Origin of the sequence: Garicola koreensis (assembly GCF_014195445.1) — a bacterium.
Taxonomy (GTDB): Bacteria; Actinomycetota; Actinomycetes; order Actinomycetales; family Micrococcaceae; genus Nesterenkonia; species Nesterenkonia koreensis.
On record NZ_JACIBT010000013.1, the window covers coordinates 1 to 26,176 of the forward strand.

21 protein-coding genes, 4 tRNA genes and 1 pseudogene are annotated in these 26,176 nt (G+C 65.0%); 13 read left to right on the top strand and 13 right to left on the bottom strand.

Annotated elements, in window-relative coordinates:
* The coding region (locus FHX47_RS09460; RefSeq protein ID WP_183358698.1) for a glycerophosphodiester phosphodiesterase at positions 1–885 on the top strand (885 nt) is incomplete at its 5' end.
* Between the two features lie 72 nt (positions 886–957).
* Positions 958–2,013, top strand: coding sequence for a universal stress protein (locus tag FHX47_RS09465; protein ID WP_183358699.1), 1,056 nt, complete (start codon positions 958–960; stop codon positions 2,011–2,013).
* Between the two features lie 125 nt (positions 2,014–2,138).
* Here FHX47_RS09465 and FHX47_RS11080 read toward each other — a convergent pair whose 3' ends face one another.
* Both FHX47_RS11080 and FHX47_RS09475 read right to left on the bottom strand, forming a co-directional pair.
* Positions 2,139–4,568, bottom strand: coding sequence for an NlpC/P60 family protein (locus tag FHX47_RS11080; RefSeq protein WP_183358700.1), 2,430 nt, complete (start codon positions 4,566–4,568; stop codon positions 2,139–2,141).
* Positions 4,569–4,938: 370 nt separating this feature from the next.
* The gene (locus FHX47_RS09475) at positions 4,939–5,304 is read right to left on the bottom strand and encodes a metallopeptidase family protein (RefSeq protein WP_183358701.1); all 366 of its coding nucleotides are present in this window, start codon (positions 5,302–5,304) and stop codon (positions 4,939–4,941) included.
* Positions 5,305–5,402: 98 nt separating this feature from the next.
* Here FHX47_RS09475 and FHX47_RS09480 point away from each other — a divergent pair.
* The 3 genes from FHX47_RS09480 (at position 5,403) to FHX47_RS09490 (ending at position 5,722) form a co-directional block, all read left to right on the top strand.
* A tRNA-Glu gene (locus tag FHX47_RS09480) sits at positions 5,403–5,475 on the top strand.
* Between the two features lie 77 nt (positions 5,476–5,552).
* Positions 5,553–5,629, top strand: a tRNA-Asp gene (locus FHX47_RS09485).
* Between the two features lie 20 nt (positions 5,630–5,649).
* A tRNA-Phe gene (locus tag FHX47_RS09490) sits at positions 5,650–5,722 on the top strand.
* Positions 5,723–5,808: 86 nt separating this feature from the next.
* Here the strand turns inward: FHX47_RS09490 and FHX47_RS09495 are convergent.
* Both FHX47_RS09495 and nadE read right to left on the bottom strand, forming a co-directional pair.
* Positions 5,809–6,612 (bottom strand): exodeoxyribonuclease III, encoded by an 804-nt coding sequence (locus FHX47_RS09495; RefSeq protein ID WP_183358702.1) that lies wholly within the window; start codon positions 6,610–6,612, stop codon positions 5,809–5,811.
* A 55-nt stretch (positions 6,613–6,667) separates the two neighbouring features.
* Complete coding sequence (gene nadE / locus FHX47_RS09500; RefSeq protein WP_183358703.1) at positions 6,668–7,489, bottom strand: ammonia-dependent NAD(+) synthetase; 822 nt, start codon at positions 7,487–7,489, stop codon at positions 6,668–6,670.
* Positions 7,490–7,759: 270 nt separating this feature from the next.
* Between nadE and FHX47_RS09505 the strand changes: the two genes are divergently transcribed.
* Positions 7,760–8,443, top strand: a complete 684-nt coding sequence (locus FHX47_RS09505; protein ID WP_183358704.1) for a response regulator transcription factor — start codon at positions 7,760–7,762, stop codon at positions 8,441–8,443.
* Positions 8,444–8,509: 66 nt separating this feature from the next.
* On the opposite strand, the gene FHX47_RS09510 is transcribed toward FHX47_RS09505, so the two are convergent.
* From FHX47_RS09510 to gltB, 3 genes are all read right to left on the bottom strand, one after another.
* A complete protein-coding gene (locus FHX47_RS09510) occupies positions 8,510–9,781 on the bottom strand; it encodes an ammonium transporter (RefSeq protein WP_425484913.1) in 1,272 nt (423 codons plus the stop codon).
* A 188-nt stretch (positions 9,782–9,969) separates the two neighbouring features.
* Positions 9,970–11,430 (bottom strand): glutamate synthase subunit beta, encoded by a 1,461-nt coding sequence (locus tag FHX47_RS09515; protein WP_183358706.1) that lies wholly within the window; start codon positions 11,428–11,430, stop codon positions 9,970–9,972.
* Positions 11,423–16,072, bottom strand: a complete 4,650-nt coding sequence (gene gltB, locus FHX47_RS09520; protein WP_183358707.1) for a glutamate synthase large subunit — start codon at positions 16,070–16,072, stop codon at positions 11,423–11,425. Before gltB ends, FHX47_RS09515 begins: the two co-directional genes overlap by 8 nt.
* A 426-nt stretch (positions 16,073–16,498) precedes the next feature.
* Here gltB and glnA point away from each other — a divergent pair, with 426 nt between their 5' ends.
* Together glnA and pyrE are read left to right on the top strand one after the other, a co-directional pair.
* Positions 16,499–17,923: a type I glutamate--ammonia ligase gene (glnA, locus tag FHX47_RS09525; protein WP_183358708.1), complete on the top strand. Its 1,425-nt coding sequence runs from the start codon at positions 16,499–16,501 to the stop codon at positions 17,921–17,923.
* 41 nt (positions 17,924–17,964) lie between these two features.
* Positions 17,965–18,573 (top strand): orotate phosphoribosyltransferase, encoded by a 609-nt coding sequence (gene pyrE / locus FHX47_RS09530; protein ID WP_183358709.1) that lies wholly within the window; start codon positions 17,965–17,967, stop codon positions 18,571–18,573.
* Positions 18,574–18,595: 22 nt separating this feature from the next.
* Here pyrE and FHX47_RS09535 read toward each other — a convergent pair whose 3' ends face one another.
* Positions 18,596–19,780, bottom strand: coding sequence for a MalY/PatB family protein (locus FHX47_RS09535; RefSeq protein ID WP_183358710.1), 1,185 nt, complete (start codon positions 19,778–19,780; stop codon positions 18,596–18,598).
* Between the two features lie 67 nt (positions 19,781–19,847).
* On the opposite strand from FHX47_RS09535, the gene FHX47_RS09540 reads away from it, so the two are divergent.
* Together FHX47_RS09540 and FHX47_RS09545 are read left to right on the top strand one after the other, a co-directional pair.
* On the top strand, positions 19,848–20,483 hold the full coding sequence (locus tag FHX47_RS09540; RefSeq protein ID WP_183358711.1) for a TrmH family RNA methyltransferase: 636 nt from the start codon (positions 19,848–19,850) through the stop codon (positions 20,481–20,483).
* Complete coding sequence (locus FHX47_RS09545; RefSeq protein ID WP_183358712.1) at positions 20,464–21,450, top strand: diacylglycerol/lipid kinase family protein; 987 nt, start codon at positions 20,464–20,466, stop codon at positions 21,448–21,450. The genes FHX47_RS09540 and FHX47_RS09545 overlap by 20 nt, the downstream gene beginning before the upstream one ends.
* Positions 21,451–21,471: 21 nt before the next feature.
* On the opposite strand, the gene FHX47_RS09550 is transcribed toward FHX47_RS09545, so the two are convergent.
* The 4 genes and pseudogenes from FHX47_RS09550 to FHX47_RS09565 all read right to left on the bottom strand — a co-directional run bounded on the left by FHX47_RS09550 (position 21,472) and on the right by FHX47_RS09565 (position 23,476).
* Complete coding sequence (locus FHX47_RS09550; RefSeq protein WP_183358713.1) at positions 21,472–21,780, bottom strand: MGMT family protein; 309 nt, start codon at positions 21,778–21,780, stop codon at positions 21,472–21,474.
* A gap of 56 nt (positions 21,781–21,836) precedes the next feature.
* On the bottom strand, positions 21,837–21,977 hold the full coding sequence (locus tag FHX47_RS09555; RefSeq protein WP_221206331.1) for a PIN domain-containing protein: 141 nt from the start codon (positions 21,975–21,977) through the stop codon (positions 21,837–21,839).
* Positions 21,978–22,037: 60 nt separating this feature from the next.
* Positions 22,038–23,023, bottom strand: a pseudogene (locus tag FHX47_RS09560) (IS481 family transposase).
* A gap of 87 nt (positions 23,024–23,110) precedes the next feature.
* A complete protein-coding gene (locus tag FHX47_RS09565) occupies positions 23,111–23,476 on the bottom strand; it encodes a VOC family protein (protein WP_183358714.1) in 366 nt (121 codons plus the stop codon).
* Positions 23,477–23,570: 94 nt separating this feature from the next.
* Between FHX47_RS09565 and FHX47_RS09570 the strand changes: the two genes are divergently transcribed.
* Entirely contained in the window at positions 23,571–24,542 is a 972-nt protein-coding gene (locus tag FHX47_RS09570) for a helix-turn-helix transcriptional regulator (protein ID WP_183358715.1), read from the top strand.
* 46 nt (positions 24,543–24,588) lie between these two features.
* Here FHX47_RS09570 and FHX47_RS09575 read toward each other — a convergent pair whose 3' ends face one another.
* Positions 24,589–25,272 (bottom strand): aspartate/glutamate racemase family protein, encoded by a 684-nt coding sequence (locus tag FHX47_RS09575; protein WP_183358716.1) that lies wholly within the window; start codon positions 25,270–25,272, stop codon positions 24,589–24,591.
* 105 nt (positions 25,273–25,377) lie between these two features.
* Here FHX47_RS09575 and FHX47_RS09580 point away from each other — a divergent pair.
* Together FHX47_RS09580 and FHX47_RS09585 are read left to right on the top strand one after the other, a co-directional pair.
* Positions 25,378–25,450: transfer RNA gene (locus FHX47_RS09580), tRNA-Ala, on the top strand.
* 113 nt (positions 25,451–25,563) lie between these two features.
* A complete protein-coding gene (locus tag FHX47_RS09585) occupies positions 25,564–25,938 on the top strand; it encodes a PH domain-containing protein (protein WP_183358717.1) in 375 nt (124 codons plus the stop codon).
* Positions 25,939–26,176: the final 238 nt, after the last annotated feature.

Sequence of the window (26,176 nt, forward strand, 5' to 3'; positions counted from 1 at the left end):
GGTGCTCGGGATGTTCGCGTCTTCGCCCACCGAGGCTCATCCGGACTCTTCCCCGAAAACACCCGGGCGGCATACATGCGCGCTCTGGCCGAAGGCGCCGATGGGATCGAAGTCGATCTGCACCTCACCCGCGACGGCGAGCTGGTCTGCTTCCACGACCCCACTCTGGAGCGGACCTCTGACGGGGCCGGATCGGTCTCCGAGACGACCCTGAGACACATGCGCAGCCTGGACGTCACCAGTTGGAAGACACCGCGGCTGCCTGCCGCCTACGGCGGCATCAGTGAGCAGCTGATGACCCTGCAGGACGTGCTGGAGCTGCTGATCAGCGCCGAGCGTGACGTCAGCCTCGCTGTGGAGCTCAAACACCCCTCGCCCTACGGTCACCGGCTGGAGGACCGAGCGCTGAAGATCCTGCTCTCCTACGGGTGGGATCCGGCAACCGCATGCATCCCGGCGGGGAAGCACAGGGTGGAGGTCTCGTTTATGAGCTTCTCCAGCAGCTCGCTGCTGCACTTGGCGGAGATGGTGCCGAGTGAGAACCTCTGTGCCCTGTTCGCGAAGGTCACTGATGGGACCTTGGAGCAGCGGCTTCTGCGCAGTCGCTTCGCCGCTGCGCTCAGGCCGGTGGCAGCAGCGGTGATGCGCGGCAGCCTGCGTGACTCTGAGGCGCTGGTGTGGAGGAACGAGGTCGGCATAGCGGGTCCGGGAGTGAAGTACGTGCACCAGCACAAGGCCGAAGCCAAGGCATGGTTAGCCCGTGGCAGCCGCATGCGCGTTTGGACTGTTGACAGCGACGACGACCTAGACATGCTGATGCGTCTGGGCGTCCAGGAGGTCACCACCAATTATCCGGCGCGGATTCTCAGCCGCCTCGGTGGCTGACCCGTGCGGCGTCTCGCATGGGTCATGATTGCCCGGTAAAATGCGGGTACATTCCATTTGAGGAGGGCCAGCATGTCGGATGTACCAGCAGGATCCGCAGACGGCATCGTCGTCGGTGTTGACGGCTCGGAGCAGTCTCTGCGGGCAGCGCACTGGGCTGCAGCCCAGGCCCACCGCCGCAGACTGCGATTGACGGTCGTCACCTCATACTCGCTGCCGGCCTTCGCCGCGTCCTCCATGGACGGCGGCTACGCCATGATGGACGACGAGTCGCTGCGTGCCGGGGCGGAAAAGGTCATTGAGCAGGCCAAAGAGTTCCTGCGTGATTTTCCGGACGAGGTTGACTACCGGATCGAGTCCGGTGATCCGGCGGCAGTGCTGCTGGAATACTCCGAGACGGCCGATCAGCTGGTGGTCGGCTCTCGTGGGCGCGGCGGGTTTCTGGGCAGGCTGCTGGGCTCAGTCTCATCCGCCCTGCCGGCGCACGCCAAATGTCCCACCGTGCTGGTGCCGCTGAAGTTCTCATCCAAGGACGAGAACGCGCTGACCACGGCCACCGGCGCGATCCCCATCGTCTCCGCGGAGCCCCGGGACGTGCCCGGCGCGCAGGCGCCCGATTCACTGATCGCAGAGGGTGCCCGCCCGATCAGAACCCACGATAAGCGCCCCGTGACCGCTGGGGTCGACGGTTCAGACTACGGACGTGTGGCCGCGCTGTCGGCGGCACAGGAGGCCAGCGAGCGTGGAACCACGCTGCGCCTGGTCTGTGCGCTGCCGCCGCTGGGGGCCACCCTGGTGTGGATCCCCACCCACATTGAGGACACCCAGGCCATCGAGGAGCTGCGCGAGAAGCTGGAGTCGGGAAAGTCGTGGCTCAACAGTCACTATCCTGACCTGACGATCGAGGCGGAGGTGATCGACGGGGCCGCCGTCGACGTCCTGGTCGAAGAGACTCGTTCGGCCCAGCTGACTGTACTGGGGACCCGCGGACGTGGCGGATTCGCCGGCATGCTGCTCGGCTCCACCTCCCAGGGAGTGCTGCACCATGCCGAGGGGCCGCTCATGGTGGTGCCGGAGGGTGCCGATGACCGGATCGAGGACCGCGCGGAGTTCGGCCCTGTGCTGTAGACCGGCCTGTACATTTCCACCAGTGATGCCCCCGGCGTCCGAAACCGGGGGCATCACTGGTGGAGATTATTCAGTTGTCCGGTGGGCGGCTCCCTACCGCTGGAGCTGCCCACCGCAGATTGGGGTCAGCCGACCCGCCGCACACTGGTGGGCGAACCGAACACGCTGCGAACGCTCACACCTGAGGAGGGGGAGCCGGCGTCGACGATCTGCCCGTTGCCCAGGTAGATGGCCATGTGATAGTCGCCCCAGAAGATGAGGTCGCCGGGCTGACGCTCGTCCCAAGAAACCTGGCGTCCCTGGGTTATCTGATCATAAGTCGTCCGACCGAGGCTGATCCCGGCTTGAGCGTATGCTGCCTGCGTAAAGCTGGAGCAGTCCCAGGCGTCGGGGCCATTGGCGCCCAACCGGTAGTAGGTGTTGGAGCGGTTGGCGGTGTTGACTGCCCAGTTCATGGCGATCTGAGCGGCGTTGCCGCCGCCGCTGCTGGCCGCCTGGACGTTGGATGACTGAGTCTGGGTCGCCGTGGGGGTCGGTGTCGACGTCTGAGTCGGTGTCGGTGTCGGCGTTGGGCTCGCGGACTGGGTCCGGCTCGGTGACGGGGTGGAGCTGGCGCGGTCCTGGCGTTCCAGGTAGTCCACGTGCCACTGGAGGGCATTCTGCGAGACTCGCCCGTCAGCGGTGGTCAGATCAGGGTTGTTCAGCACTGCGCGGTAGTAGTCACCACCGCTGCCGCTGAAGCCCGATTCCAGACGAGCACCGGTATTCAGCATCTCCTGCTGGGAGCTGCTGAGCTCTCCCCAGGAGGGGATCGAAGCTGCGGCTGCTTCTTCGGCGGCGGCCTGTTCGGCGGCGGCCTGTTCGGCTGCGGCTTCTTCGGCGGCGGCCTGTTCGGCGGCGGCCTGTTCGGCTGCGGCTTCTTCGGCTGCGGCCTGTTCGGCGGCGGCCTGTTCGGCTGCGGCTTCTTCGGCTGCGGCTTCTTCGGCTGCGGCCTGTTCGGCTGCGGCCTGTTCGGCTGCGGCCTGTTCGGCTGCGGCTTCTTCGGCGGCGGCCTGTTCGGCTGCGGCTTCTTCGGCTGCAGCTTCTTCCTCCTCCTGCGCCTGCAGGTAGGACTGGTGGCTCTCCAGCGCCGTCCAATTGGCGGCGCCCTCGCTGGTGGTCAGGTCCGTGTTCTCCAACACCACCCGGTAGTAGTCTCGGGCACTGCTGATGCCCTCCAGCTCGCCGGTCTCAGCCAGCAGCTCCTGCTGATCTGAGCTCAGAGAGTCAAAGCCGACGGCTTCGCTCTGCTCAGCAGATGATGTGCTGGCATTGGCCGAAGGCGAAGGTGCGGCAGTGGCCGACTCCGTTGGTGTCGCGGAGGGGGAGGGAGTTTCAGCCGGCTCTTCGGCTTCCTGCTCCTGCTCACTCTCCTGCTGCTCGGCCTGGGATTCCAAACGAACAACGTGGGCTTCGACTTCGTTCCAGTTCACCTGTGCGGAGTCCTGGAGGAGCCCGTCATTCTCCAGCACCACGCCGTAGTAGGCGCGAGCGTCGTCAACCTCTTCAGCTTCAGCGCCGCGGCTCAGCAGCTCCTGCTGCTCGTCGGTCAGCGCATCAAATCCGGGAGTCTCAGGCTCTTCGGCGGATGCGGCTTCCCCGTCCACATCCGCTGAGGCCATGGAGATCTGCTCCGATTCGTCAGCTTCCTCCTGGTCAGCTTCTTCGGCATCGTCGTCGGAGACTTCAGCCTGCTCGGCGTCGGCGCGCAGCTGACTGACCCGGTACACCAGTTCCTGATTGTCGATCTCTCCATCTTCGCCGAAGAAGTCATCATTGCCCAGGACGTTCTCCAGGAACTCGTCGAAATCCACGTCCCAGCCCTCAAGCTCATACATGGCCTCAAGGTTCTGCTGGATGTTCTCACCGAGCTCATCCCAGTCGAGCTCGTTCCCTACGTTCTCAGCCTGCTCTTCTGCCTCCGCAGCGAGCTGTTCGGCGCGCTCACGCTCGGCCTCAGCCTCGCGGGCGGCCTGTTCGGCGTCGATCGCGTCCTGTTCAGCCTGCTCATCGAGCTGCTGATCGGTGGCGTCCTCTGCCATGGCGTCGTCTTCGCCCAACAGGACGTCGGCTGCGGATGTGTCGCCCTCCTGGTATTCGGAGGAGGCATCCATCGCCATCGCTGCTTCGGCTTCCTGCTCAGCCTCCTCGGCGGCCTCAGCAGCTTCCTCGGCTTCGTCCATCTGGGCGGTGGCCAGGGACTGCTGACGGTGCAGTTCGGATTCGAATTCGTTCGCCCGATCACTGGCTTGGTCGATGCGCCCGACGATGTCTGCCATGAGCTTCTCGCGGGCCTGGTCAGACTCCTTGGCCGTGGAGACCTCTTTGGCCGAGGGTGTGTCCGGCAGTTCGGTCACCACGAAGGTGTCGGAGACGCTCTGGTCCTGGTCGGCCTGCTCGGCGGCAGCGTCACTGGTGCGGTCAGCGACCAGGTCCGGCAGTGTCGTCCCGACCAGCGCGGTGGTCACGACGAGGGCGGTTGCTGCCGCCACTGCGAGATTGCGACGGTGTTTCACGGTAGTTCCTCACTTTTGCTCACTGGTGCAGCGCAGCGCAGATGCCCCTCCGGGTGGTGAGCCTCCGGGCCGTTCAGCTGATGCGGTGCGCCGTTGCCGGGACATGCGATGGGAACCCGGTGCCAGCGCTGCGATGGGAAATACATCAGCTGAAGACCCTTCGCGGCGCGTACGAGATTCAGAGTAATTGCGAAAAGGTCACGGTGGCAATAGCTCGTGTCGTTTCTGTGATTAGTCTGTGACGTGGCGATCCGCGTCATTTCAGGGATCAGGGGTTACAAAAAGGTATATCTCAACCTTCAAGTAGGTTGAAGGTTGAACCTCCACAACTTCATCACAGGTCCGTGCTACAGGCCGCACCGCGCCCTGTTCATCCCCAGCCGAGGCGGTGCAGTGTGGCGTCGTCGATGCCGAAGAAGTGTGCCACCTCGTGAACCACAGTGATCATGACCTGGTGGACGACGTCTTCGCGGGTCTGGCAGATGTCCAGAATGGGCTCCATATATAGGGTGATGTGGTCCGGCATGGACCAGGGTTCGCCCCCGCGTTCGGTCAGCGGAATACCTTCGTAGAGTCCCAGCAGCGTGGTCTGTGGATCTTCACCTGGCTGAGGCTGATAGCGATCCTCGACGAACACCGCCACATTGTCGATCTGGGCCGCAAGCTTGGCCGGGATCATCTCCAGGGCTTCGGCGACGGCGGCGTCGAACTCCTCTTCGCTCATCTGTGCGGCCATGGCCCCAGTCTATGGAACGTGATCGGATTTGCCGTGGACCAGTACTTGCTACTACCCTTTTATAGGTTCCCTGAGGGATACTCTTCATAAGGGATCGGGCCCCCATCGTCTAGCGGCCTAGGACACCGCCCTTTCACGGCGGCGGCACGGGTTCGAATCCCGTTGGGGGTACACTCCGCAATTGGCGGAGAGAGTGAAGCTCTGCTAAAGTTTCACGTTGTGCCAAACGGCGCAAGCAAAAGAATCAAGGCCCTGTAGCGCAGTTGGTTAGCGCGCCGCCCTGTCACGGCGGAGGTCGCGAGTTCAAGTCTCGTCAGGGTCGCCACCACACCGGTATTCGGTTCAGGCTCTGTAGCTCAGTTGGTAGAGCGTTCGACTGAAAATCGAAAGGTCACCGGATCGACGCCGGTCGGAGCCACGAGAACGCCGGTGTCGGTGCGGAAAGCCCCCGAGAAATCGGGGGCTTTCTTGTGCCCGGGCCACGTTGCATCGCTGCTGCGGGGCTCAGGAGAGCTCGGCCACCACTGGGGTGTGGTCGCTGGCGCCCTTGCCGCGGCGCTCGTCCTTATCGACATAGGCCGACTGCACCCGCTGAGCCACAGCCGGGGAGCCGAGCAGAAAGTCGATCCGCATCCCCTCACGCTTGGGGAAGCGCAAATTGGTGTAGTCCCAGTAGGTGTAGATCCCCGGATCTGCCGTGTAGGGCCGGACGACGTCGGCGTAGCCGGCGTCGAGGAACCCGTTGAACGCTGTGCGCTCCTCGGCGGTGACATGGGTCATCTGGTTCTTCTCGAAGAAGTCGATGTCCCAGACGTCGCTGTCCTGCGGGGCGATGTTCCAGTCCCCGGCCAACACAATCTGCGCCTGTGGGTCCTCGGTGATCCAGGATTCGGCGTGTTCGCGCAGCTGGTTCAGCCAGGTGAGCTTATAGCTCATGTGCTCATCCTCCCGTGCCCGGCCATTGGGCACGTAGAGGCTCCAGATGCGCACATCACCGCACGTGGCAGCAATGGCACGGGCCTCTTGGACGGGCTCCTTGCCGGCCTTGCCGAAGGCGGGCTGATCGGCGAAGGTGCGCTCAACCCCCTTCAGGCCGACCCGGGACGCAATGGCGACCCCGTTCCACTGGTTGAACCCGAAGTGGGCGACGTCGTAGCCGTTGTGCTCAAAGACTTCCCACGGGAAGTTCTCGTCCTTGCACTTGGTCTCCTGAATGGCCAAGACGTCCACATCGGCCTTCTGCATCCACGCTTCGACCCGGTCTGCCCGGGCACGCATCGAATTGACGTTCCACGTTGCGATCTTCACTCCACCAACGCTATCAGCGCCGCGGACCTCGATCTCCGGAAGCAGGACGGCGGAGCTACTTCCACCAATCGTCGAGGAGGGTGGGGGCCGTGGTGCGCTTGTGCCGGCTGCGGTGGTAGAGCTTCTCCAGGTGGGCGGCCGCCCCGGGGTCAATCTCGCGGCCCTCCAGGTAGTCATCGATCTGCTCGTAGCTGATGCCCATCTCCACCTCATCGAGCTGACCCGGGTTCTCATCCAGCAGGTCTGCGGTGGGCGGCTTCGCCCAGAGGCGCTCCGGAGCTCCCACATGCTGAAGGACCAGCCGGACCTGGCGCTTGTTGAGGGTGAAGTTGGGCTGCACATCGGCACCGCCGTCTCCGTGCTTGGTGAAGAACCCGGTGACGGCTTCGGCCCCGTGGTCTGTGCCGACCACCAATGCGCTGTGCTCTGCGGCGACCGCATACTGGGCGATCATGCGCATACGGGCTTTGACGTTGCCCCGGTGATAGTCGGCCAGACGGCGACCGAACCCCTCGTGGAACGCCCTGTCCATGCCGGTGACAGCGTCTTCGATGTTCATCGTGTGGGTGTGGTCGGGGCCTATGAAAGACAGCGCCTCGGCGGCGTCGTCCTCGTCGTGCTGTACCCCGTGCGGCAGCCGCAGAGCGTGGAAGGATGCCTCATATCCCTGTGCGCGCAACTTCTCCGCGGCCATTTGGGCCAGGATTCCGGCCAGCGTCGAGTCCACGCCCCCGGAGATGCCCAGCACAAAGCCCTTTGCGCCGGCACTCTTGGCGTACTCGGCGAGGAAGTCGGTACGCCGGTCCACTTCCTGGGCCGGGTCGACCTGGGGCTTAACACCCAGCTCTTCAATGATTGTTCTCTGGAGGTGGTGCATACGTTTCAGTGTATGGGGTTCCTATTCGTAAGGGAGCTACTGGTTCAGAGTCGGCTGGTCGACCGGTATGAGGTCCGTATGGTCAGTCGTTCTGAGAGACCGGCCGGCTGCGATTAGAATGCCGTAGGGCCTTCGTGTGCAAGACATATGGGGTGTGACGTGTTGATGAACTGGTGACGGCGCAGAACGTTCCCGACACGGGCGGCTCGCTGAGTGCAGCTAAGCGGCTGCGCACTGCAGAAGACGTACACCAGGAGGGAGGTCGATCAGATGGCGCAGATTCTGCTGCTCTCTGAGTCCCTCCAGGACGCCATGCCAGGCTTAGGCCTGCTCAGCCATGAGGTCAGTTCCCTGCCCGACGAGGCATCGAGCATCGTCCGGTCCCCACCAGTGGATATCACGCTCATTGACGCGCGGCACCACCTGGCCCACGCCCGCTCGCTGTGTCAGCTGGTGAAGACCTCTGCACTCTCCCCGGTCATTGTGGTGCTTGAGGAAGCCGGGTTGGCCACGATGAACGAATCCTGGCAGGCCGATGACTTCGTGCTTGCCGACGCCTCTCCGGGGGAGCTGGAGGCCCGCCTGCGGCTGTGTCTTGTCGCTGCCGGAGAGGAGGCACCCGTCGGGGAGATCCGTGCAGGCCCGCTCGCCATCGACGAAGCGACGTACACGGCGAAGATCAGCAGGCGGCTGCTGAACCTGACCTATAAGGAATTCGAGCTGCTCAAGTACCTCGCGCTGCACCCCGGTGAAGTCTTCACCCGTGACCGGGTGCTCCACGAGGTGTGGGGATACGACTACTTCGGAGGTACCCGGACGGTAGACGTCCACATCCGACGCTTGCGCGCCAAGCTCGGTCCGGAGTATGAGTCGCTGATCGTCACGGTGCGCAATGTCGGCTACCGGCTCGTGGTTACCGGTGAAGCCGCCGATGCCGAGGACCCGAGCCGGTGAACTCGCTGTGTGCTGAGGCCGCTGTGGGCCCTCGACACGGCAGGCAGCCCGGGTGCACGCAGTCGCTCAGACCTTCTGGGAGGGACTCGCTGCTGCGGCACTGTCAATGATATAGGCTTCCTCGGCATGCTCTATCGTGTCGATGCCCACGCTCTCCACCTCCGTCGATACGCGGAAGCCGATGGTGGCGTGGATGGCGTAGGCGATGATCGCTGTGGCGACCAGGGTGAATGTCAGGGTGACCAGAGAGGCAACCAGCTGAGCCCAGAGCAGGTCGAGACCACCGCCGTAGAAGAGTCCGCCTGCGTAGTCGAACTCATCGATGGCCAGCAGTTCCCCGCGGCCCAGCAGGCCGATCGCCACAGTTCCCCAGAGCCCGGCGACGAAGTGCAGGCCGACGACGTCGAGCGAATCGTCATAGCCCAACTTGTACTTGAGGTTGATGGCCAGGCAGCAGAGCACACCGGCGACGGCGCCCAGCACGATCGCACCGACAGGGTCTACATACGCGCAGGCAGGAGTAATGGCGACCAGTCCCGCCACAATGCCGGAGGCGACACCCATGGCGGTGGGTCTGCGGCCCGAGAGCCGCAGGGTCAGAATCCACGCCACCAGCGCTGCCGCAGGGGCCAACAGGGTGTTAATCCAGATCACTCCGGCCTGCCCGGCGTCCTCAGCTGCACCACCGTTGAACCCGAACCATCCGAACCACAGCACCGAGGCACCCAGCAGCACGAATGGCACATTGTGCGGCTTGTGCTTCTCCGGGGTGCTGAAGGTGCGTCGCTTGCCGAGGACCAGGGCCAGGACCAGTGCCGCCACGCCGGCACACATATGCACCACCAGACCACCGGCATAGTCCACGGCCTCACCGGCGAACGAACCGATCGGTCCGGTGGTCAGCAGCCCATCGCCCCAGACCCAAAAGGCCAGCGGGCAATACACCAAGGTGACCCACACTGGGACGAAGACCAGCCATGCGGAGAATTTCGCTCGATCGGCGATCGCACCGGAGATCAGCGCGGTGGTGATGATCGCGAAGGTAGCGCCGAAGCCGACGCCGATCAGCTCTTCGGGGGCCTCTGAGACAATGGTGTAGAGTCCGAAATCAGTGCCGGGGTTGCCGAAGAGGTGGGCAATTCCTTCGCCCTCAGCGACAGAGTACCCCCACAGTGCCCAGACGACGGCGACGATGCCGATCGAAGCGAAGCTCATCATCATCATGTTCAGGGCGGACTTAGTCTGTGTGAGGCCCCCGTAGAAGAAGGCCAGACCAGGGGTCATCAGCAGGACCAGCGCTCCTGCCACAATCATCCAGACATCGAGTGCTTCAAGCATGTGTCCCTCCATGAAACGTCAACTCGACGATGTATCTCATCGCGCGAGCTGATTGCCATCCTGCTCCACACGTGTTTCATGCAATGCAGATGTATGTTTCAAGAAGGTAAAAACATCCCGCCCCCTGGTCGGGCGACGACGGCGCGCCAGCTGAGCGGCCCGGTGTTATGTCGGCACGCGGACTGAGGCTACAGGGAGATCGCCCGATCGCCCGGAGTGACCGCCGCTGGCAGGCGGGATGAGCCTTCGAGGTACTCATCGACTTCCTTGGCCGCGGAGCGGCCCTCGGCAATCGCCCACACCACCAGAGACGCCCCTCGGCCGGCGTCACCGACGACGAACACCCCCTCCGCGGTGCTCTGGTAGTCCTCAGTCCGCTCGATGCTGCCCCCGGCGTCGAAGCCCACGCCCACCTGCTCGACGAGAGTCTGCTGCTCTGGGCCGGTGAAGCCCAGCGCAAGCAGCACCAGATCCGCGCGGAGCTCAGTCTCCGTGCCGGGTTTCGGGGTGCGGGATCCGTCTGGGTTGTACTGGGTCTCCGCGACCCGCAATGCGCGGACACGACCATTCTCATCACCGAGGAATCCCACGGTGGAAGCCAGATACCGCCGTTCCCCGCCTTCCTCATCGGCAGAGGTCAGTTCCAGGATCCGCGGATCCATCGGCCAGGGCTCATGCTCAGCCCGTTCCTGGGGAAGGACCTTGCCGATGGCCAGTGTGGTGACAGACGTCGCGCCGTGGCGGTGGGCGGTGCCGATGCAGTCGGCACCGGTGTCGCCGCCGCCGAGGATCAGGACGTGCTTGCCCTCGGCGTGGATCTGATCTGGGACGTCGTCGCCGGCCAGAGCTCGGTTCGACTCCACCAGATACTCCATGGCGTAGTGGACTCCCTCGAGGCCGCGGCCCGGGGCCTGCAGGTCCCGGGGCACCATAGCTCCGGTGGCCAGGACGACGACGTCGTAGCTGTCCCGCAGCGCCTGCCAGGTGATGTCTGCGCCGATCTCGGTGCAGGTGTAGAACCTGGTGCCTTCGGCCTGCATCTGGTCGATGCGGAAATCGACCAGATGCTTCTCCATCTTGAAGTCGGGGATGCCGTACCGCAGCAGCCCGCCGAGCCGGTCGTCACGTTCGTAGACTGCCACAGTGTGGCCAGCGCGGGTCAGCTGCTGGGCCGCGGCGAGGCCCGCGGGCCCCGAGCCGACCACTGCCACCGTCTTGCCGGTCAGGCGCTGAGCCAGCACCGGTTTGACGTGCCCTTGGGCCAGCGCCTCATCTGCGATCGAAACCTCTGACTGTTTGATGGTCACCGGCTGCTGGTTGATCCCCAACACGCATGAGGTCTCGCAGGGGGCGGGACAGACTCTGCCGGTGAACTCCGGGAAGTTATTGGTCATGTGCAGCCGCTGGGAGGCCTCCTCCCACCGATCGCTCCAGACCAGGTCGTTCCACTCCGGGATCAGGTTCCCCAGGGGGCAGCCGGTGTGGCAGAACGCCACGCCGCAGTCCATGCAGCGCCCAGCCTGGGTCTGCACAGCGCTGTTCTCCTGCCGCTCATAGACCTCGTTGAAGTCCATGATGCGCACCGGGACGGGCCGCGAGGGGCGGTCCTGCCGGTGAGGGTGCTTCAGAAATCCACTCGGGTCAGCCATGGGTGGTCACCTCCAGAATCTTGTGCCAGGTCTGTTCGCCATCGGGGTCCAAGCCTTCGGCGGCAGCCTGCGAACGTGCAGTGAGCACCGCGTCGAAGTCGCGAGCAAGGACCTTGGTGATCCGGTCCATGGTCTGCTGCGGTGTGGCCAGCAGCTCTTCGGCCACGGTGCTGCCGGTCTCCTCCAGATACCTGCTGAGCAGATCAAGGATGATCCGGCGGTCTTCGGAGTCCGGGGCCTGCAGCAGCAGCTCCCCGGTGCGGGCGGCCTGATCATTGAGCCGGCGCTGATCGAAGTCCAGCACAAAAGCGGTGCCTCCGGACATGCCTGCGCCGAAATTGCGCCCGGTCGGCCCCAGGATCAGGGCCTGGCCGCCGGTCATGTACTCGCAGCCGTGGTCGCCGATGCCCTCGACCACGGCGGTGGCCCCGGAGTTGCGAACCAAGAACCGTTCGCCGACCTGGCCGCTGAGGAACAGCTCTCCGGAGGTCGCGCCGTAGCCGATCACATTGCCGGCGATGACATTGTCCCGGGCACGCAGCCGCGCATCGGGGTCCGGGCGGAGAACGATCCGTCCTCCGGAGAGCCCTTTGCCCACGTAGTCATTGGCATCGCCGCTGAGCCGCAGGCTCACCCCGTGCGGCAGAAACGCGCCCAGCGACTGACCCGCCTCTCCGCGCAGATCCACCTCAATGGTGTTGGGCGCCAGCGTCCGCAGCCCCAGCGTGCGGGTCACCTGGTGGCCCAGCATCGTCCCCACTGCCCGGTCGGTGTTGATGATCCGACGCACCATCCGCACGTGGTGACCGTGGTGGATTCCTGCCCGGGCCTCATCGATGAGCCCGACGTCGAAGTGCTGCTCCAGCTGATGGTCCTGGCCTGTGGTGCGGCGCAGCGTTGCCGCAACTGCCGGGTCGGTTGGGTCATAGCCCTGCAGGATCGGTTCCAGATCAAGGCCCTGCGTCTTCCAGTGGCGCTTGGCGTGGTCCATATTGAGGGCATCGATCCGCCCGATGGCCTCATCCAGGGTGCGGAACCCAAGTTCGGCAAGAAGCTCGCGGACCTCCTGGGCGATGAACTCGAAGAAGTTGACCACATGATCAGCCTGGCCGGTGTAGCGCTCACGCAGCGTGGGATTCTGGGTCGCCACACCCACTGGGCAGGTGTCCAGGTGGCAGACGCGCATCATGATGCAGCCGGAGACGACCAGCGGCGCGGTGGCGAAACCGTACTCCTCGGCACCCAACAGCGCTGCGATGACGACGTCGCGTCCCGTTTTGAGCTGCCCGTCGGCCTGGAGGGTTACCCGCTGGCGCAGCCCGTTGAGCATCAGCGTCTGCTGCGCCTCGGCCAGACCCAGCTCCCAGGGGGCGCCGGCGTGCTTCAGGGAGTTCAGCGGCGACGCTCCGGTGCCGCCGTCGTGGCCTGAGATCAGCACCACGTCGGCCTTGGCCTTGGTGACACCAGCGGCGACAGTGCCCACTCCGTTGAGCGCCACCAGCTTCACGTTGACTCTGGCTGCCGGGTTCGAGCGCTTGAGATCGTAGATGAGCTGGGCAAGGTCCTCGATCGAATAGATGTCGTGATGCGGTGGTGGTGAGACCAGCGAGACCCCCGGAGTGGAATGCCGTGTCTCGGCCACCCACGGGTAGACCTTCTTGCCCATCAGCTGGCCGCCTTCGCCGGGTTTGGCGCCTTGGGCCATCTTGATCTGCAGATCCTCGGCGTGGGTCAGGTACTGGCTTGTGACCCCGAAGCGCCCTGATGCGATCTGTTTGATGGCTGAGCGGCGCTGCGGATCAGCAAGCCGAGCCGGATGTTCGCCGCCTTCGCCGGTGTTGGAACGCGCCCCGAGCCGATTCATGGCCACAGCGAGGGTCTCGTGGGCCTCCTGGGAGATGGAGCCGTAGCTCATCGCGCCGGTGCTGAAGCGTGTGACGATCTCACTGACCGGCTCGACCTCGTTGATCGGGATCGGATCCCGGGTGGGACTGAATGTCATCAGCCCGCGAAGCGTCAGCAGATTCTGCGACTGATCGTCAACGGCTGAGGTGTACTGCTTGAAGATGTCATACCGTCGGGTCTTGGTGGAGTGCTGAAGCTTGAAGACCGTCTCCGGGTTGAACAGGTGGGCAGGACCCTCACGGCGCCACTGGTACTCGCCGCCGATCTCAAGTTCCTCGCCCCGTCCGAGGTCGTTGCCGTCAGCCGGGTAGGCGCTCATATGGCGCTGGCCGGTCTCTGCGGCGATGGTCCCGAGCCCGACGCCGCCCATCGGTGAGTGGGTGCCGGAGAAGTACTGGTCGACCACCTCTTGGGCCAGTCCCACCGCTTCGAAGGTCTGCGCGCCGCAGTAGGAAGCCACAGTGGATATACCCATCTTGGACATGATCTTCAGCACACCTTTACCAAGAGCGGTGCGCAGGTTATTGACGGCCTGCTCTTCAGTCACCCCGGTGATCTGTTCGCGGCGGACCAGGTCCTCAGCGGACTCCATGGCCAGGTAGGGGTTGACTGCGGCGGCCCCGTAGCCGATCAGGCAAGCGACGTGATGGACCTCTCGGACGTCGCCGGCCTCCACAATCAGTGAGGCCCGTGTGCGGGTAGCTGATTTCAGCAGGTGGTGGTGGATGGCTGAGACCAGCAGAAGCGACGGTATCGGAGCCCACTGCGCATTCGAGTCCCGGTCCGAGACCACGATGTGGGCCACCCCGCGGCTCAGGGCGGCAGAGACCTGTTCGCACAGGTCACGGATGCGCTGCCGCATCTCATCCTCACTGCTGCCGACACGATAGAGACCCCGGATCTTCAGAGCAATCTTCTGACCCTCACGATCGCGAATGTTGGCAATCTTGGCCAGCTGGTCATTGCTGATCACCGGGAAGTCGAGACTGACCTGCTTGAAGCGCACCTGATCGGTGGTCAGCGGGTTGCCCGTCGGGCCGATGCTCATGCCTAAGGACGTGACCAGCTGCTCGCGGATCGCATCCAAGGGCGGGTTGGTGACTTGCGCGAAAGACTGGACGAAGTAGTCGAAGAGCAGTCGTGGACGCTCTGCCAACACAGCGATCGGGGTATCAGTGCCCATGGCACCGATCGGTTCGGCGCCGGTGGAGGCCATCGGCCCTACCAAGACTTTGAGCTCCTCGTGGGTGTAGCCGAACGTCTGCTGGCGCAGCCGAACAGATTCTGCAGGATGGCGGACATGCAGGCGCTCAGGCAGGTCCGGCAGGTTCACACGGTTCTCGGCGACCCAATCCTGCCACGGCTGCTGGGAGGCGAAGCCGGCCTTGATCTCCTCGTCTTCAATGATCCGGCCCTCAATGGTGTCCAGAAGGAACATCATGCCCGGGGCCACCCGGCCTTTGCGTACAATGCGGTGCGGTTCGATGCCCAGGACTCCGACCTCGGAGGACAGCACCACCAGGCCCTCGTCGGTGACCCAGTAGCGAGCTGGCCGCAGGCCGTTGCGATCCAGCAGTGCACCGACCTGACGACCGTCAGAGAAGGCGACGGCGGCGGGGCCGTCCCACGCTTCCATCAGCATGGAGTGGTACTGGTAGAAGGCGCGCAGGGCCGGATCCATCGTCTCGTGATTCTCCCAGGCCTCTGGGATCATCATGCGCATGGCTTGGGCCAGCGGCCTGCCGGATAGCATCAGCAGCTCGGCCGCCTCGTCGAATGATGTGGAGTCCGAGGCCCCTGGAGTACAAATGGGGAAGAGCTTCTCCGGGTCCTCGCCCAGCAGCGGCGACCCCATCAGCGACTGCCGTGCCCGCATCCAATTGCGGTTGCCCGTGACCGTGTTGATCTCACCGTTGTGCGCGATGGCGCGCAGCGGTTGGGCCAAGGGCCAGGACGGAAAGGTGTTGGTTGAGAATCGTGAGTGCACGATTCCCAGCGTCGTCTTGAAGCGCTGGTCGGAGAGGTCTGCGAAGAAGGGCTCCAGCTGTGCGGTGGTCAGCATCCCCTTATAGGTGATCGTCTGAGACGACAGCGAGGCGAAGTAGATGCCCAGCCTGTTCTGGCCGCGCTTACGCAGCCGCCAGGCACGCTGGTCCAGCGTGCCTAGAGCATCGGACACGGGATCGTCCTGAATCCCGGACTCCGGTGCTTCCGAGATGAAGATCTGTTGGAAGACCGGCATCGACTCTTTGGCCAGGTCACCGACCTTCGTGGCATCTGTGGGCACATCGCGCCAGCCCAGAACCTGCAGACCCTGCTCGCGGGCCATCTGTTCGAAGGCCTCGCACATCTGCGAGCGTTCCGATTCCTGCTGCGGAAGGAACGCCATGCCCACTGCATACTGCCCCTGAGCCGGCAGGTCGAAGTCGACCACCGCCCGAAAGAGCTCATCAGGGATCTGGGTGAGAAGCCCCGCCCCGTCCCCGGAGCCGACGTCGCTGCCGACTGCCCCTCGGTGCTCCAGATTGCGCAGCGCGGTCAGCGCGTGGTCGACGATGTCGTGACCCGGTGTGCCGCGCAGGGTCGCCACGGCCGCCATGCCGCAGTTCTCGTGCTCATTCTCCGGGTGGTAGAGACCGCCGGGGTCCGGGTCGAATCTCTCCTGGTGCGCTGCGAATCGCACAAAGGGACTTACTGCCTCTGGCGCGTTGCCTGCTGACAATTCGTGATCGGACACAACGGTACTCCTTTCACCACATACCAATGATCTGTGGGAGGGAACCTCATTGACCCAAGGGTGGGAGTCATGATGATCCAGGCCGGACTCGACCTGTTCTTCCCATAGATGACTGAATTCATCAGTCGCACGGCCCCGATCAGGGGTGTCTGATCTCGCATGGACGCCACCAGGGGTGTGGGCTGGCGGTCACGCTTTATCCGTCAAGAACGGACCGAACGGATTTACCTTGCACGATGGTGACCCTTGCGCGCAAGTCTTCGAAGAATGCTTCTCACCCAGCTCCTGGAAGGCGCTCTGACGTTGTTGCGCGCCGGAAACTTTTTCGTAATGAATCGGAAACACGGCATTGGCTAGTCTCGTGACCCAACGTCGAGAGGCAGCCGCTTCTCGGCCGCCCTGACATCGGTTGAGGAGCACGAGCATATGTTCACCAGTTCTGAGGAAGTCCTGCAATTCATCGAAGAGGAAGGTGTCAAGTTCGTCGACGTCCGCTTCACCGACCTCCCCGGCAGCCAGCACCACTTCAATGTTCCGGCCACCAGTGTTGACCTGGATTTCTTTGCCGAGGGGCAGCTGTTTGACGGCTCATCCATCCGTGGGTTTCAAGGGATCGCTGAATCCGATATGCAGCTGATTCCCGATGTGGCCACGGCCTTCATCGATCAGTTCCGATCCGCCAAGACATTGGCGATGAGCTTCTCCATCATCAACCCGCGCACCGGGGAGCCCTATCGCCGGGACCCGCGCGGCGTGGCGCAGAAGGCGGAGGAACACCTGGCCTCCTCCGGCACTGCTGATACCGCCATCTTCGCCCCGGAGGCTGAATTCTTCCTCTTCGACGATGTCCGCTACCGGTCCTCACCTGAGTCCTCTTACTACTCGCTCGGCGCTGAGGAGGCTGACTGGGCCTCGGGCGAGGACCATGCGGCCGGGAACCTGGGCCACAAGCTGGCCACCAAGGGCGGCTATTTCCCGGTCTCCCCGCAGGACAAGACCGCAGAGGTCCGCGATGCCATCTGTCTGGCCCTGGAGGCGGCCGGCCTGGAGGTCGAACGAGCCCACCACGAAGTTGCCGGCGCCGGCCAGCAGGAGATCAACTACCGGTTCAACACGCTGACCCACTCCGCCGACGACCTGCAGAAGTTCAAGTACATCGTGAAGAACACCGCGCTGGAGTACGGCAAGTCAGCCACGTTCATGCCGAAGCCGGTCTTCGGCGACAACGGCTCGGGAATGCACTGCCACCAGTCGCTGTGGAATGAGGGCGAACCGCTGTTCTATGACGAGAAGGGCTACGGGAGCCTCTCCGACACGGCCCGGTGGTACATCGGGGGCCTGCTGCAGCATGCTCCGGCGGTGCTCGCATTCACCAACCCGACCGTCAACTCCTACCGGCGGCTGGTCAAGGGGTATGAGGCCCCGGTGTCCCTGGTGTACTCCCAGGGCAACCGCTCCGCGGCGATCCGGATCCCGATCACCGGAGCCGCCCCGAAGGCCAAACGCCTGGAGTTCCGCGCACCCGACGCATCGGGCAATCCGTATCTGGCCTTTGCCGCACAGTTGATGGCCGGACTGGACGGCATCAAGAACCGTATTGAGCCCCACGAGCCGGTCGACAAGGACCTCTACGAGCTGCCTCCGGAAGAGCTGAAGGACATCCCGCAGGCACCCGGTTCATTGGAGGAGGCCTTGGCTGCTCTGGAGAAGGACCAAGAGTTCCTGCTCGAAGGCGGGGTCTTCACCGAGGAGCTCATCCGAGCCTGGATCGACTATAAGCGCGAAGAGGAGATCCTGCCGCTGAGCCTGCGCCCGAACCCCTACGAATTTGAGCTCTACTACTCGGTCTAGTTCAACCAGGGATGCAGAGTCAGACGCATAGACTGTCAGCTATGACTCCTGCTGCTTCCTACGCGTCCGGCCTGCTGGGCCCTGAAAACAACGATGCCGCCGACGACGCCGCCCGGCTTCGCGACCTCATCGACGAGCTTGCTGTGGTCCGTGGCCGCGTGACCCTGTCCTCCGGCAAAGAGGCTGACTACTACGTGGACCTGCGCAGGGTCACCCTCCACCACGAGGCCGCGCCGCTGGTGGGCCGGGTGATGCTGAGCATGCTCGATGCCGCCGGCGTCGACTTCACCGCCGCCGGGGGGCTGACCATGGGCGCGGACCCGGTGGGCACAGCGATCCTGCACGCCGCAGCCGCGCAGGGCCGCACCATTGACTCCTTTGTGGTGCGCAAAGCGCAGAAGTCCTACGGTATGGCCCGGCAGGTCGAGGGTCCCAGCGTCGCCGGGCGCAGGGTGGTCGTCCTGGAGGACACCTCCACCACCGGCGGCTCTGCGCTGACTGCGGTGGAGGGTGTGCGGGCCGCCGGCGGGCAGGTGCAGGCGGTGGCGATCATCGTCGACCGCGATACCGGCGCTAAGGAGCACATCGAGTCCGAGGCCGGTGTGCCCTGCCTCTACGCCTACTCCAAGACCGACCTGGGGCTGGACTGACCGGGTACTGAATTGACCGGGGTCAGCCTTCCAGGGCGGCGCCCATCCGCTCCACGGCCTCGGTGATGATGGCCTGCGAGGTGGCGAAGTTCAGCCGGGCCCGGCCCTGACCTCCCTGACCGAAGGGGTGACCGGGGGTCAGGGCCACGTCGGCGTCCTTCAGCAGCCGTGCGGCCGGACCGTAGATGGGTGTCTCCACCCCGGGGGTGGGTTCGTCGTCGTCGAATCCGTAGGCGCTGAAGTCAAGCCATGCCAAATAGGTGGCGTCTGGCATGTGCCACCTGACCTCCGGCAGGTGCTTCTTCAGCAGTGAGCCCAACAGCTGCCGGTTGCTCTCCAGGCCCGCCAGCAGGGCATTGAGCCAAGCGTCGCCCTCATTGAGGGCGGCAGTGTGGGCGAGCACCCCCACATGGCTGGGACCGTGGGCAACTTCAGGTGGAAGCTGGTCCAACTCGGAGACCGCGTCCTCCCCGGCGATCAGCACACCGGCTTTCAACCCCGCGAGGTTGAACGTCTTCGACGCGGAGGTGACCGCGTAGCCCCGCGGATCCACCGACACGTATGAGGTGAAGGTGTGACCATCGTGGGTCAGCGGTGCGTGAATCTCGTCCGAGACCACGCGAATGCCGAAGCGCTCAGCCAGGGCGGCCAGCTTCTCCAACTCCCGGCGGGTGTGCGCGGTGCCGGTGGGGTTGTGCGGATTGGCCAGCAGGTAGGCCGCCGAGCCGCCCATGGTGCGCAGGTTGAACGCCTCTTCGAGCATGTCGAAGTCCAACCGGCCGTCCTCGCCCAGGGGTGCTTCCACCACACGCCGATTCGCACTGACCGGGTACATGTAGAACGGCGGATAGACCGGGGAGCTGACGATCACGGTGTCGGCCAGCTCGCCGACGATCTTGATCGCTTCGACCATCCCGTTCATCACATCGGGCACCGCGCGGATCTGCTCACGCCGTGGGTGCCAGCCCCAACGGCGTTCCGCAAAGGCGGCGAACGCCTCAATGTAGGGCTGGGTCTGCGGGTAGCCGGTGTCGCCGCGCTCGATGACTCCGCGCAGCGTCTCAGCCACCGGCTCAGCAAGCGGCACGTCCATCTCAGCGACCCACAGCGGCAGCGCATCGGCCCCAAAGGCCTGCCACTTGGCCGAGGTGCGTTGGCGCAGCTGCTCGAGACTCAGTGCTTCCAGAGGATTCTGGGTCGTGTCCATAGCTCCCAAGCTTACCTATCATCGGCGGCAGTGTGGCCGGGTTTCGGCGTCGGGGTAGCCTGAACGGGTGGATCAGCAGAGCGAAGAGCCGGCCGAGCGCGAGGTCGGCGTCGGGCCGTGGCAGGGACCCCCGCCGCAGGGAACGCACTGGGACCCGGAGCTGCTGGCCGCCGGAGACCGCCGCAACGTGGTGGACGAGTACCGGTACTGGAAGCATTCGGCGATCGTCGACGACCTTGACGCCAAGCGCCACCAGTTCCACGTGGCGATCGAGAACTGGCAGCACGACTTCAACATCGGCACCGTGGTGCGCAGCGCCAACGCCTTCCTGGCCAAAGAGGTGCACATCATCGGCAAGCGGCGCTGGAACCGGCGTGGGGCGATGGTGACCGATAAGTACCAGCACGTGCGCCACCACCCAACGGTGGAGGATTTTGTGCGATGGGCCGACGACGCCGGGCTGAGCGTCATCGGGATCGATCTGTTCCCCGACTCGGTCCCCTTGGAGACCTACGACCTGCCGCGCGACTGCGTGCTGGTCTTCGGCCAGGAGGGCCCGGGGCTGAGCGAGGCGCTGCGCACCGCCTCGGCGGCTACGCTCTCGATCGCCCAGTTCGGCTCCACCCGCTCCATCAACGCCGGGGTGGCGTCCGGCATCGCCATGCACGCCTGGATCCGCCAACATGGCCAAATCCGCCGATAGTTCTGTCGGCGCGCCCACCCGCAGGGTCCTGCTGCTGCTGAATCCGGCTGCGCGTCAGGTGCGGGCACTGCGCCACGCGCAGCGGCGCATCGAGGGGCACCCGGGCCTGCACATCGACCTCATCGTCCCCGACGCCAGCGACCAGGCCATTCAGTTCGACCAGGCCCGCGCTGCGGTGGAGGAGGGGGTCGACGTCGTCGTGGTCTGCGGTGGCGACGGGATGGTCAGCGTGGGCGTCAGTCTGGTGGCCGGCCGCGGCACACCGCTGGGGGTCATTCCGGCCGGTACCGGCAACGACTTCGCGCGTGCCGCTGGGATTCCGCGCCGCTGTGAGCCGGCGCTGCAGCGGGTTCTGCGTGCGCTGAGCCAGCCTCAGCTTCCGGTGCGCGCGGTCGATGCCCTGCGGGTGCATGCTGAAGCGCACGACGACGGCGTCGGCGGCGCTCGCTGGCGCTGGGCGGCCAACTCGGTCAATATCGGATTCGACGCGCGGGTGAATCAGCGCGCCAACGCGGACCGCAGAACCCCGCGGCAGCTGCGCTACCTGGTGGCGCTGCTCCGGGAGGTGCCGCGGTTCTCGCCGCTGCAGTTCGTCGCACAGTTCGACGACGCCGCAGCGGCGCACCTGGACTCAGCCCTGGTCTGCATTCAGAACGGGGCGACGATCGGCGGCGGCATCCGACTGGCTCCGGGGGCGCGCATCGATGACAGCCTCGCCGAGGTCTCACATGTGGGCCCGCTGAGCCGAGCCGGGCTGCTGGCCCTGTTCCCGCTGCTGATGCTGGGCATGCACCGGTGGCTGAGGCCGCTGACGACGATTCGGGCGCGCAGATGCCGGATCTGGGTCCCGGCCGCAGCGCCGGTATTCGCCGACGGCGACGAGTTCCTCTCCGGTGCGAGCACCGGCGCTGACGGGTACTGGGTCAGTGTGGAACTGGTGCCGGGCGCCGTCGCGCTGCTGGGGTGAGCGCCCCTCCGCACGGGCACCTCACCCGTCGGGGTCCCAGCGGTAACGCCGCAGGCTGACCTTCTGCCCCTGGGCCAGCACGCCTTCGGTGCGCAGCAGCTGAAGCTGCTCGGTCCGCAGCTGGGGCGCGGCGGTGCCGTCGGCGCGCAGAATCCGGTGCCACGGCAGATCAGAGCCGTCCTCCCGCAGGATCCAGCCCACCTGCCGCGGTGAGCGCAGCCCGGCGATCGCTGCGACGTCGCCGTAGGTCGCGACTCTGCCGGCAGGCACGCCGGCGATGATATCGCGCACCCGCTCATGCGGGGTCGGCTCCTGGGACTGTGGGGCCATGCCACTACCTTAGCGGCGCCATTGCCTGGGTCAGTGTCAGACGACTGGGGCCAGGGTCAGACCAGGCGGGCGGGCTGACCGTACTCAGCGACGGTCGCGTCGGAGGTCAGCAGTATGATCCCCTCGTGCCGGGCCTGGGCCACCAGAAGCCGGTCGAAAGGGTCCTTGTGCAGAGCCGAGATCGCTTCGTGGTGCATCGTGTCAGTGGACTAACTGCACTGGACTAGCTCGGATGGCGGAATGAGTGGTGCAGGTCGCTAGCTGTACTGACCGGACACGTTGATCAATCGTGCGAAGGGCGGCTGATTGGCGCAGGCAGTGTGGGGCCGATGGTGGTTGTAGTGGTGCAGCCACGCCTTGAGCGCGTCCCGGCGCTCTTGCTCTGACTGGTAGCAGCGGGCATAGGCCCAGCCGTCGGCCATCGTCCGATGGAATCTCTCGACCTTCCGTTTGTCTGCGGCCGGTATGGGCGCGTGCGCTTCGGTGTGATGGCGAGGGCCTCACAGGTGTCGCGCCACAGGAAGGACCGGTAGGCGCCACCGTTGTCGGACAGAATCCGCTCGATCGTGACGCCGAGTTCGGCGAACCATTCCACAGCGCGATGCAGCACCCCGACGGCCGTGACGGCGGTCTCGTCGTCATGTACCTCGGTGTACGCAACGCGTGAGTGGTCGTCGATGATCGTGTGCACGAAGGCGTACCCGAGCTTCGGGTTGCCCCACTTGCTCTTCGGCTTGTCGGGGGTGGCCGAGCGGTTCTTTTCGCCTTGGCGGCGACCGACGTAGCGCCACCCGCCGCCGTCCGGGATGTTCCCTAGCTTCTTCACGTCCACGTGCACCAGCGAGCCGGGGTGGGGGTGCTCGTAAGCGCGAATAGGCTCCCCGGTGGCACGGTCGACGTAGGACAGCCGGCTCAGCCGCGCCGCGGTGAGGATGCGGTGGACCGTGGAGGGTGCGACGCCCAGCCGGGATGCTAGCTGGACCGGGCCCTCCCTCAATCGCATCCGCAAGCTGATGCAGCGCATAGTTACGGCCTTGGGCGTCTTGTTCGGCGAGGTCTTCGGTCGCGACGAGCGGTCATGCATGGACTCGGCGGCGAGGTAGCGGCCCACCCAGCGCTTCACGGTGGGCCAGGACACCTGGAAGCGGGCGGCGACTTCGCTGATTGGCCACCCGTCGTCAACGACGAGTCGCGCGACTTTCAGGCGGTGACGTGGGGTGAGGGCGGCGTTCGGATGTGACATGGTTGGGCTCCTGGACAGGTCGAAGGGCCGACCAGCGGGCGTGGCCGGCCCTTCGAGGGCGAAAGAAGTGGGCGGGGTTCGTGCGGGTCAGTCCACCGGGGAGACCCGGATGAGATTGCCGTCCGGGTCCGTAACCACGAACGTGCGGCCGAAGACGTCGTCGTGCGGCTCCTCCACGACGTGGACGCCCTTTGAGACCCAACTCGTGAAGGTCTCGTCGACTGCGGACGCCGGGCCGGGCACCATCAGCCCGAGCTCGCTCGTGCGCGGGGTGCTCGGGACCGCGTGCTCGTTGCGGCCGGTCCACAGCGCGAACAGGACTCCGGGGGCAACTTCGAAAGCCACGTAGCGGGGACTGGTGAAGGTCGGTTCGATCTCGAACAGGTTGCTGTAGAAGGCGGTGGCGGCCTCGGCGTCACTGACGTAGATCAGGAACAGGTTGGGTGCGGGCATGGAGCGCTCCTCCGGTTGATGGGTCTCGATACAGGATCAGCAAACCACCGAATCACGACAAGACCTGTCATCTTTTCTGCGAGGATTGGTCGGCATGAAGGCTTCGAGGTTGCTGCATCTCCTGCTGCTCTTGCAGACGCGCCAGCGCATGACCACGACCGAGCTCGCCGAGCGTTTGGAGGTGTCCCGGCGGACGGTGCTGCGGGATGTCGAGGCGCTCTCGATGGCAGGTGTGCCGGTTTATGCCGAACGGGGGCGCAACGGCGGGATCGTCTTGCTCCCCGGTGCACGGCTCAATGCCTCGCACCTGGAACCTGGGGAGCTGGAGGCACTGTCCGTCGCTGGTTTGGACGGCGAGCATCTCGAGCGCCTCGGACTGACTGCGGTGCATGAGACGGCCGCGCGCAAGATCGCTGCCCGTCAGGCCGGGGAGTCCGGGGCCCCGAACTTGACGCGATTGGCTGACCTGGTTGTGGTGGACAGCAGCGCGTGGCTGGCAGATCCGAGGGCGGAGGTGGACGTCGCCGAACTTGCGTGGGCGCTGCGTCACCGACGTCGGATGGAAATCCAGTACCGGCGCAGCACCGAGGGGCGGGCCTCGCCCCGCATCGTCGACCCGTACGGGCTCGTAGCGAAGTCGGGCCGCTGGTACCTCATCGCCGACGACCTGGGCACCGGCCAGTTGTTCGCCCTGGAACGGCTCTCGGACTACAAGCTGCTCGACGCACCGGCCGCCCTCCGCTCAGGTCAAACCCTCCGCACCGTGTGGGCGGCGCTGAAAGAACGCACCGAGTCGCCAGGTCGGGTGAGCGTGACCGTCCGCCTCCGTGAAAGCCGACTCGACCTCGCACGACGCATTCTCGGCACCCGCATCCACGAGGTCTCCTGCGCGGAGAAAGGGTGGTGCACCGTCGTTGTCCGCTACCCCGACGTCGAGTCAGTGCGTCAGCTCCTCCAGTTCGGCGACCACATCGAGATACTCACCCCGGAAGCGGCCCGCGAACGCATCCGTCAGCTTGCCACGGACATGGCCGAGCGGCACTCGCCCCAGTCTGATGACCGGTAAGCGGCATACTCCACCGTCGATCAACGTCCCCGGTCAGTACAGCTAGCTACGGCAGCCGAAGTGGTTGCGGTTGGGCCAGCGGGTCGGCGGCGTCTGTGATGCGACGCACCTGAGCTGCCACCGCGTCGGAGGGCTCCAGGACGGTCACGGTGGGGCCGGCCACCTGCTCGATCCGGGTTTTGAGCCAGTGGTAGTGGGTGCAGGCCAGGACGACGACGTCGGCGGACTCACGATGGAGGTGCTGCTGCAGAGACTCCAGGTCAACTGTGTCGGCTTCGCCGCGCTCCACGGCCGCGGCCCAGTCGGAGCAGTCGGGCTCGACCACGTTGACCGCACCGGCCCAGTGGCGCTTCAGCTGCTGGTAGCGCGGGCTGGCGAGGGTGGCCGGCGTGGCGCACACCAGGATGCTGCCGGTGCGCGTCATGGAGCTGGCCGGCTTCACCATCGGCTCTAAGCCGACGAACGGTGTGGCCGGGTGGTCACGGCGGAGCTGCTCGACGGCTGCGGCGGTGGCGGTGTTGCAGGCCAGAACGATCACATCGCAGGACGCCGCCAGCAGCGGGTGGATCGCCCGGCTGGTCAGGCGGTAGACCTCCGCTTCACTTCGGCTGCCGTAGGGCACGTGGTCGCGATCGTTGGCGGTGATCACCGCGGCGTGCGGGATCAGCTCGCGCAGTCGCGCCGCGACTGCTTCACCGCCGAGCCCAGAGTCGAATACTCCAATCTTCACAGCAGTAACGGTAGCGCAGGCGGATCATCCTGTGGTGCATCCGGCAGCGTTGGGGACAATTTTCGCTGTGTCCGCCGGTGGCACTATCCTGGGTGGGCACCATTGGGGGCTATAGCTCAGTTGGTAGAGCGTCTCGTTCGCATCGAGAAGGTCTGCGGTTCGATTCCGCATAGCTCCACGAACCAGGTGGCCGGATGGCGCTGATGTGGGCCGGCTGGGGTCAAACGATGGCCAGCTGCGGTGAAATACTTAAGAGTGTCTCGTTGGGGCACTGACTAGAGGGGTCTGTATATGTCCGAACTGAACGCGCTGACTACTTGGACATTCGTCAATGAAGTTGAGATACCGCACGACGTCGAGAGTATTCTGATTAACGGTGAGCAAGCTATAGCTGCTTACCAGACGTTCCGGGACAGTGCCGTCTTCACCGACAAACGACTAATTGTCAGGGACGCTCAGGGGATGACCGGAAAGAAGGTCGAGATGTACTCCATCCCGTACAGCTCGATCAACATGTGGTCTTCCGAGAACGCAGGCAAGTTGTTGGACCTCAATGCAGAGTTGGAGCTCTGGACGCGGTCGGGACTCGTCAAGATCAAGGTCGGCAAGCAAGTAGACGTGCGACGACTGGACCGGCTGATCGCCTGGGCGGTGCTCGGCGGGTAACAGCAAGCCAGCATCGACGCTCATCACCGCTGTCCGCCATCGGAGAGCTGCGCCGTTGCCGTCCCGAAAGTCTGGGCATCATGATCCTGCACAATGTGAGTTATGCGCGCAGTTGTTGTTGATGCCGTTCGCGGCATACCCGAAGTCCGCGAGGTGGCTGACCCGGCGCCGCCGGCCGACGGCGTCGTCGTCGAGGTCAGGGCCACTGGTTTGTGCGGCAGCGACTGGCACGGCTGGA

Coding starts and splice junctions, on each gene's coding strand:
- FHX47_RS09465 (WP_183358699.1), top strand. CDS start 958: ATGTCGGATGTACCAGCAGGATCCGCAGACGGCATCGTCGTCGGTGTT.
- FHX47_RS09475 (WP_183358701.1), bottom strand. CDS start 5,304: ATGGCCGCACAGATGAGCGAAGAGGAGTTCGACGCCGCCGTCGCCGAA.
- nadE (WP_183358703.1), bottom strand. CDS start 7,489: ATGCACCACCTCCAGAGAACAATCATTGAAGAGCTGGGTGTTAAGCCC.
- FHX47_RS09505 (WP_183358704.1), top strand. CDS start 7,760: ATGGCGCAGATTCTGCTGCTCTCTGAGTCCCTCCAGGACGCCATGCCA.
- FHX47_RS09510 (WP_425484913.1), bottom strand. CDS start 9,781: ATGCTTGAAGCACTCGATGTCTGGATGATTGTGGCAGGAGCGCTGGTC.
- FHX47_RS09515 (WP_183358706.1), bottom strand. CDS start 11,430: ATGGCTGACCCGAGTGGATTTCTGAAGCACCCTCACCGGCAGGACCGC.
- glnA (WP_183358708.1), top strand. CDS start 16,499: ATGTTCACCAGTTCTGAGGAAGTCCTGCAATTCATCGAAGAGGAAGGT.
- pyrE (WP_183358709.1), top strand. CDS start 17,965: ATGACTCCTGCTGCTTCCTACGCGTCCGGCCTGCTGGGCCCTGAAAAC.
- FHX47_RS09535 (WP_183358710.1), bottom strand. CDS start 19,780: ATGGACACGACCCAGAATCCTCTGGAAGCACTGAGTCTCGAGCAGCTG.
- FHX47_RS09545 (WP_183358712.1), top strand. CDS start 20,464: ATGGCCAAATCCGCCGATAGTTCTGTCGGCGCGCCCACCCGCAGGGTC.
- FHX47_RS09550 (WP_183358713.1), bottom strand. CDS start 21,780: ATGGCCCCACAGTCCCAGGAGCCGACCCCGCATGAGCGGGTGCGCGAT.
- FHX47_RS09555 (WP_221206331.1), bottom strand. CDS start 21,977: ATGCACCACGAAGCGATCTCGGCTCTGCACAAGGACCCTTTCGACCGG.
- FHX47_RS09565 (WP_183358714.1), bottom strand. CDS start 23,476: ATGCCCGCACCCAACCTGTTCCTGATCTACGTCAGTGACGCCGAGGCC.
- FHX47_RS09570 (WP_183358715.1), top strand. CDS start 23,571: ATGAAGGCTTCGAGGTTGCTGCATCTCCTGCTGCTCTTGCAGACGCGC.
- FHX47_RS09585 (WP_183358717.1), top strand. CDS start 25,564: ATGTCCGAACTGAACGCGCTGACTACTTGGACATTCGTCAATGAAGTT.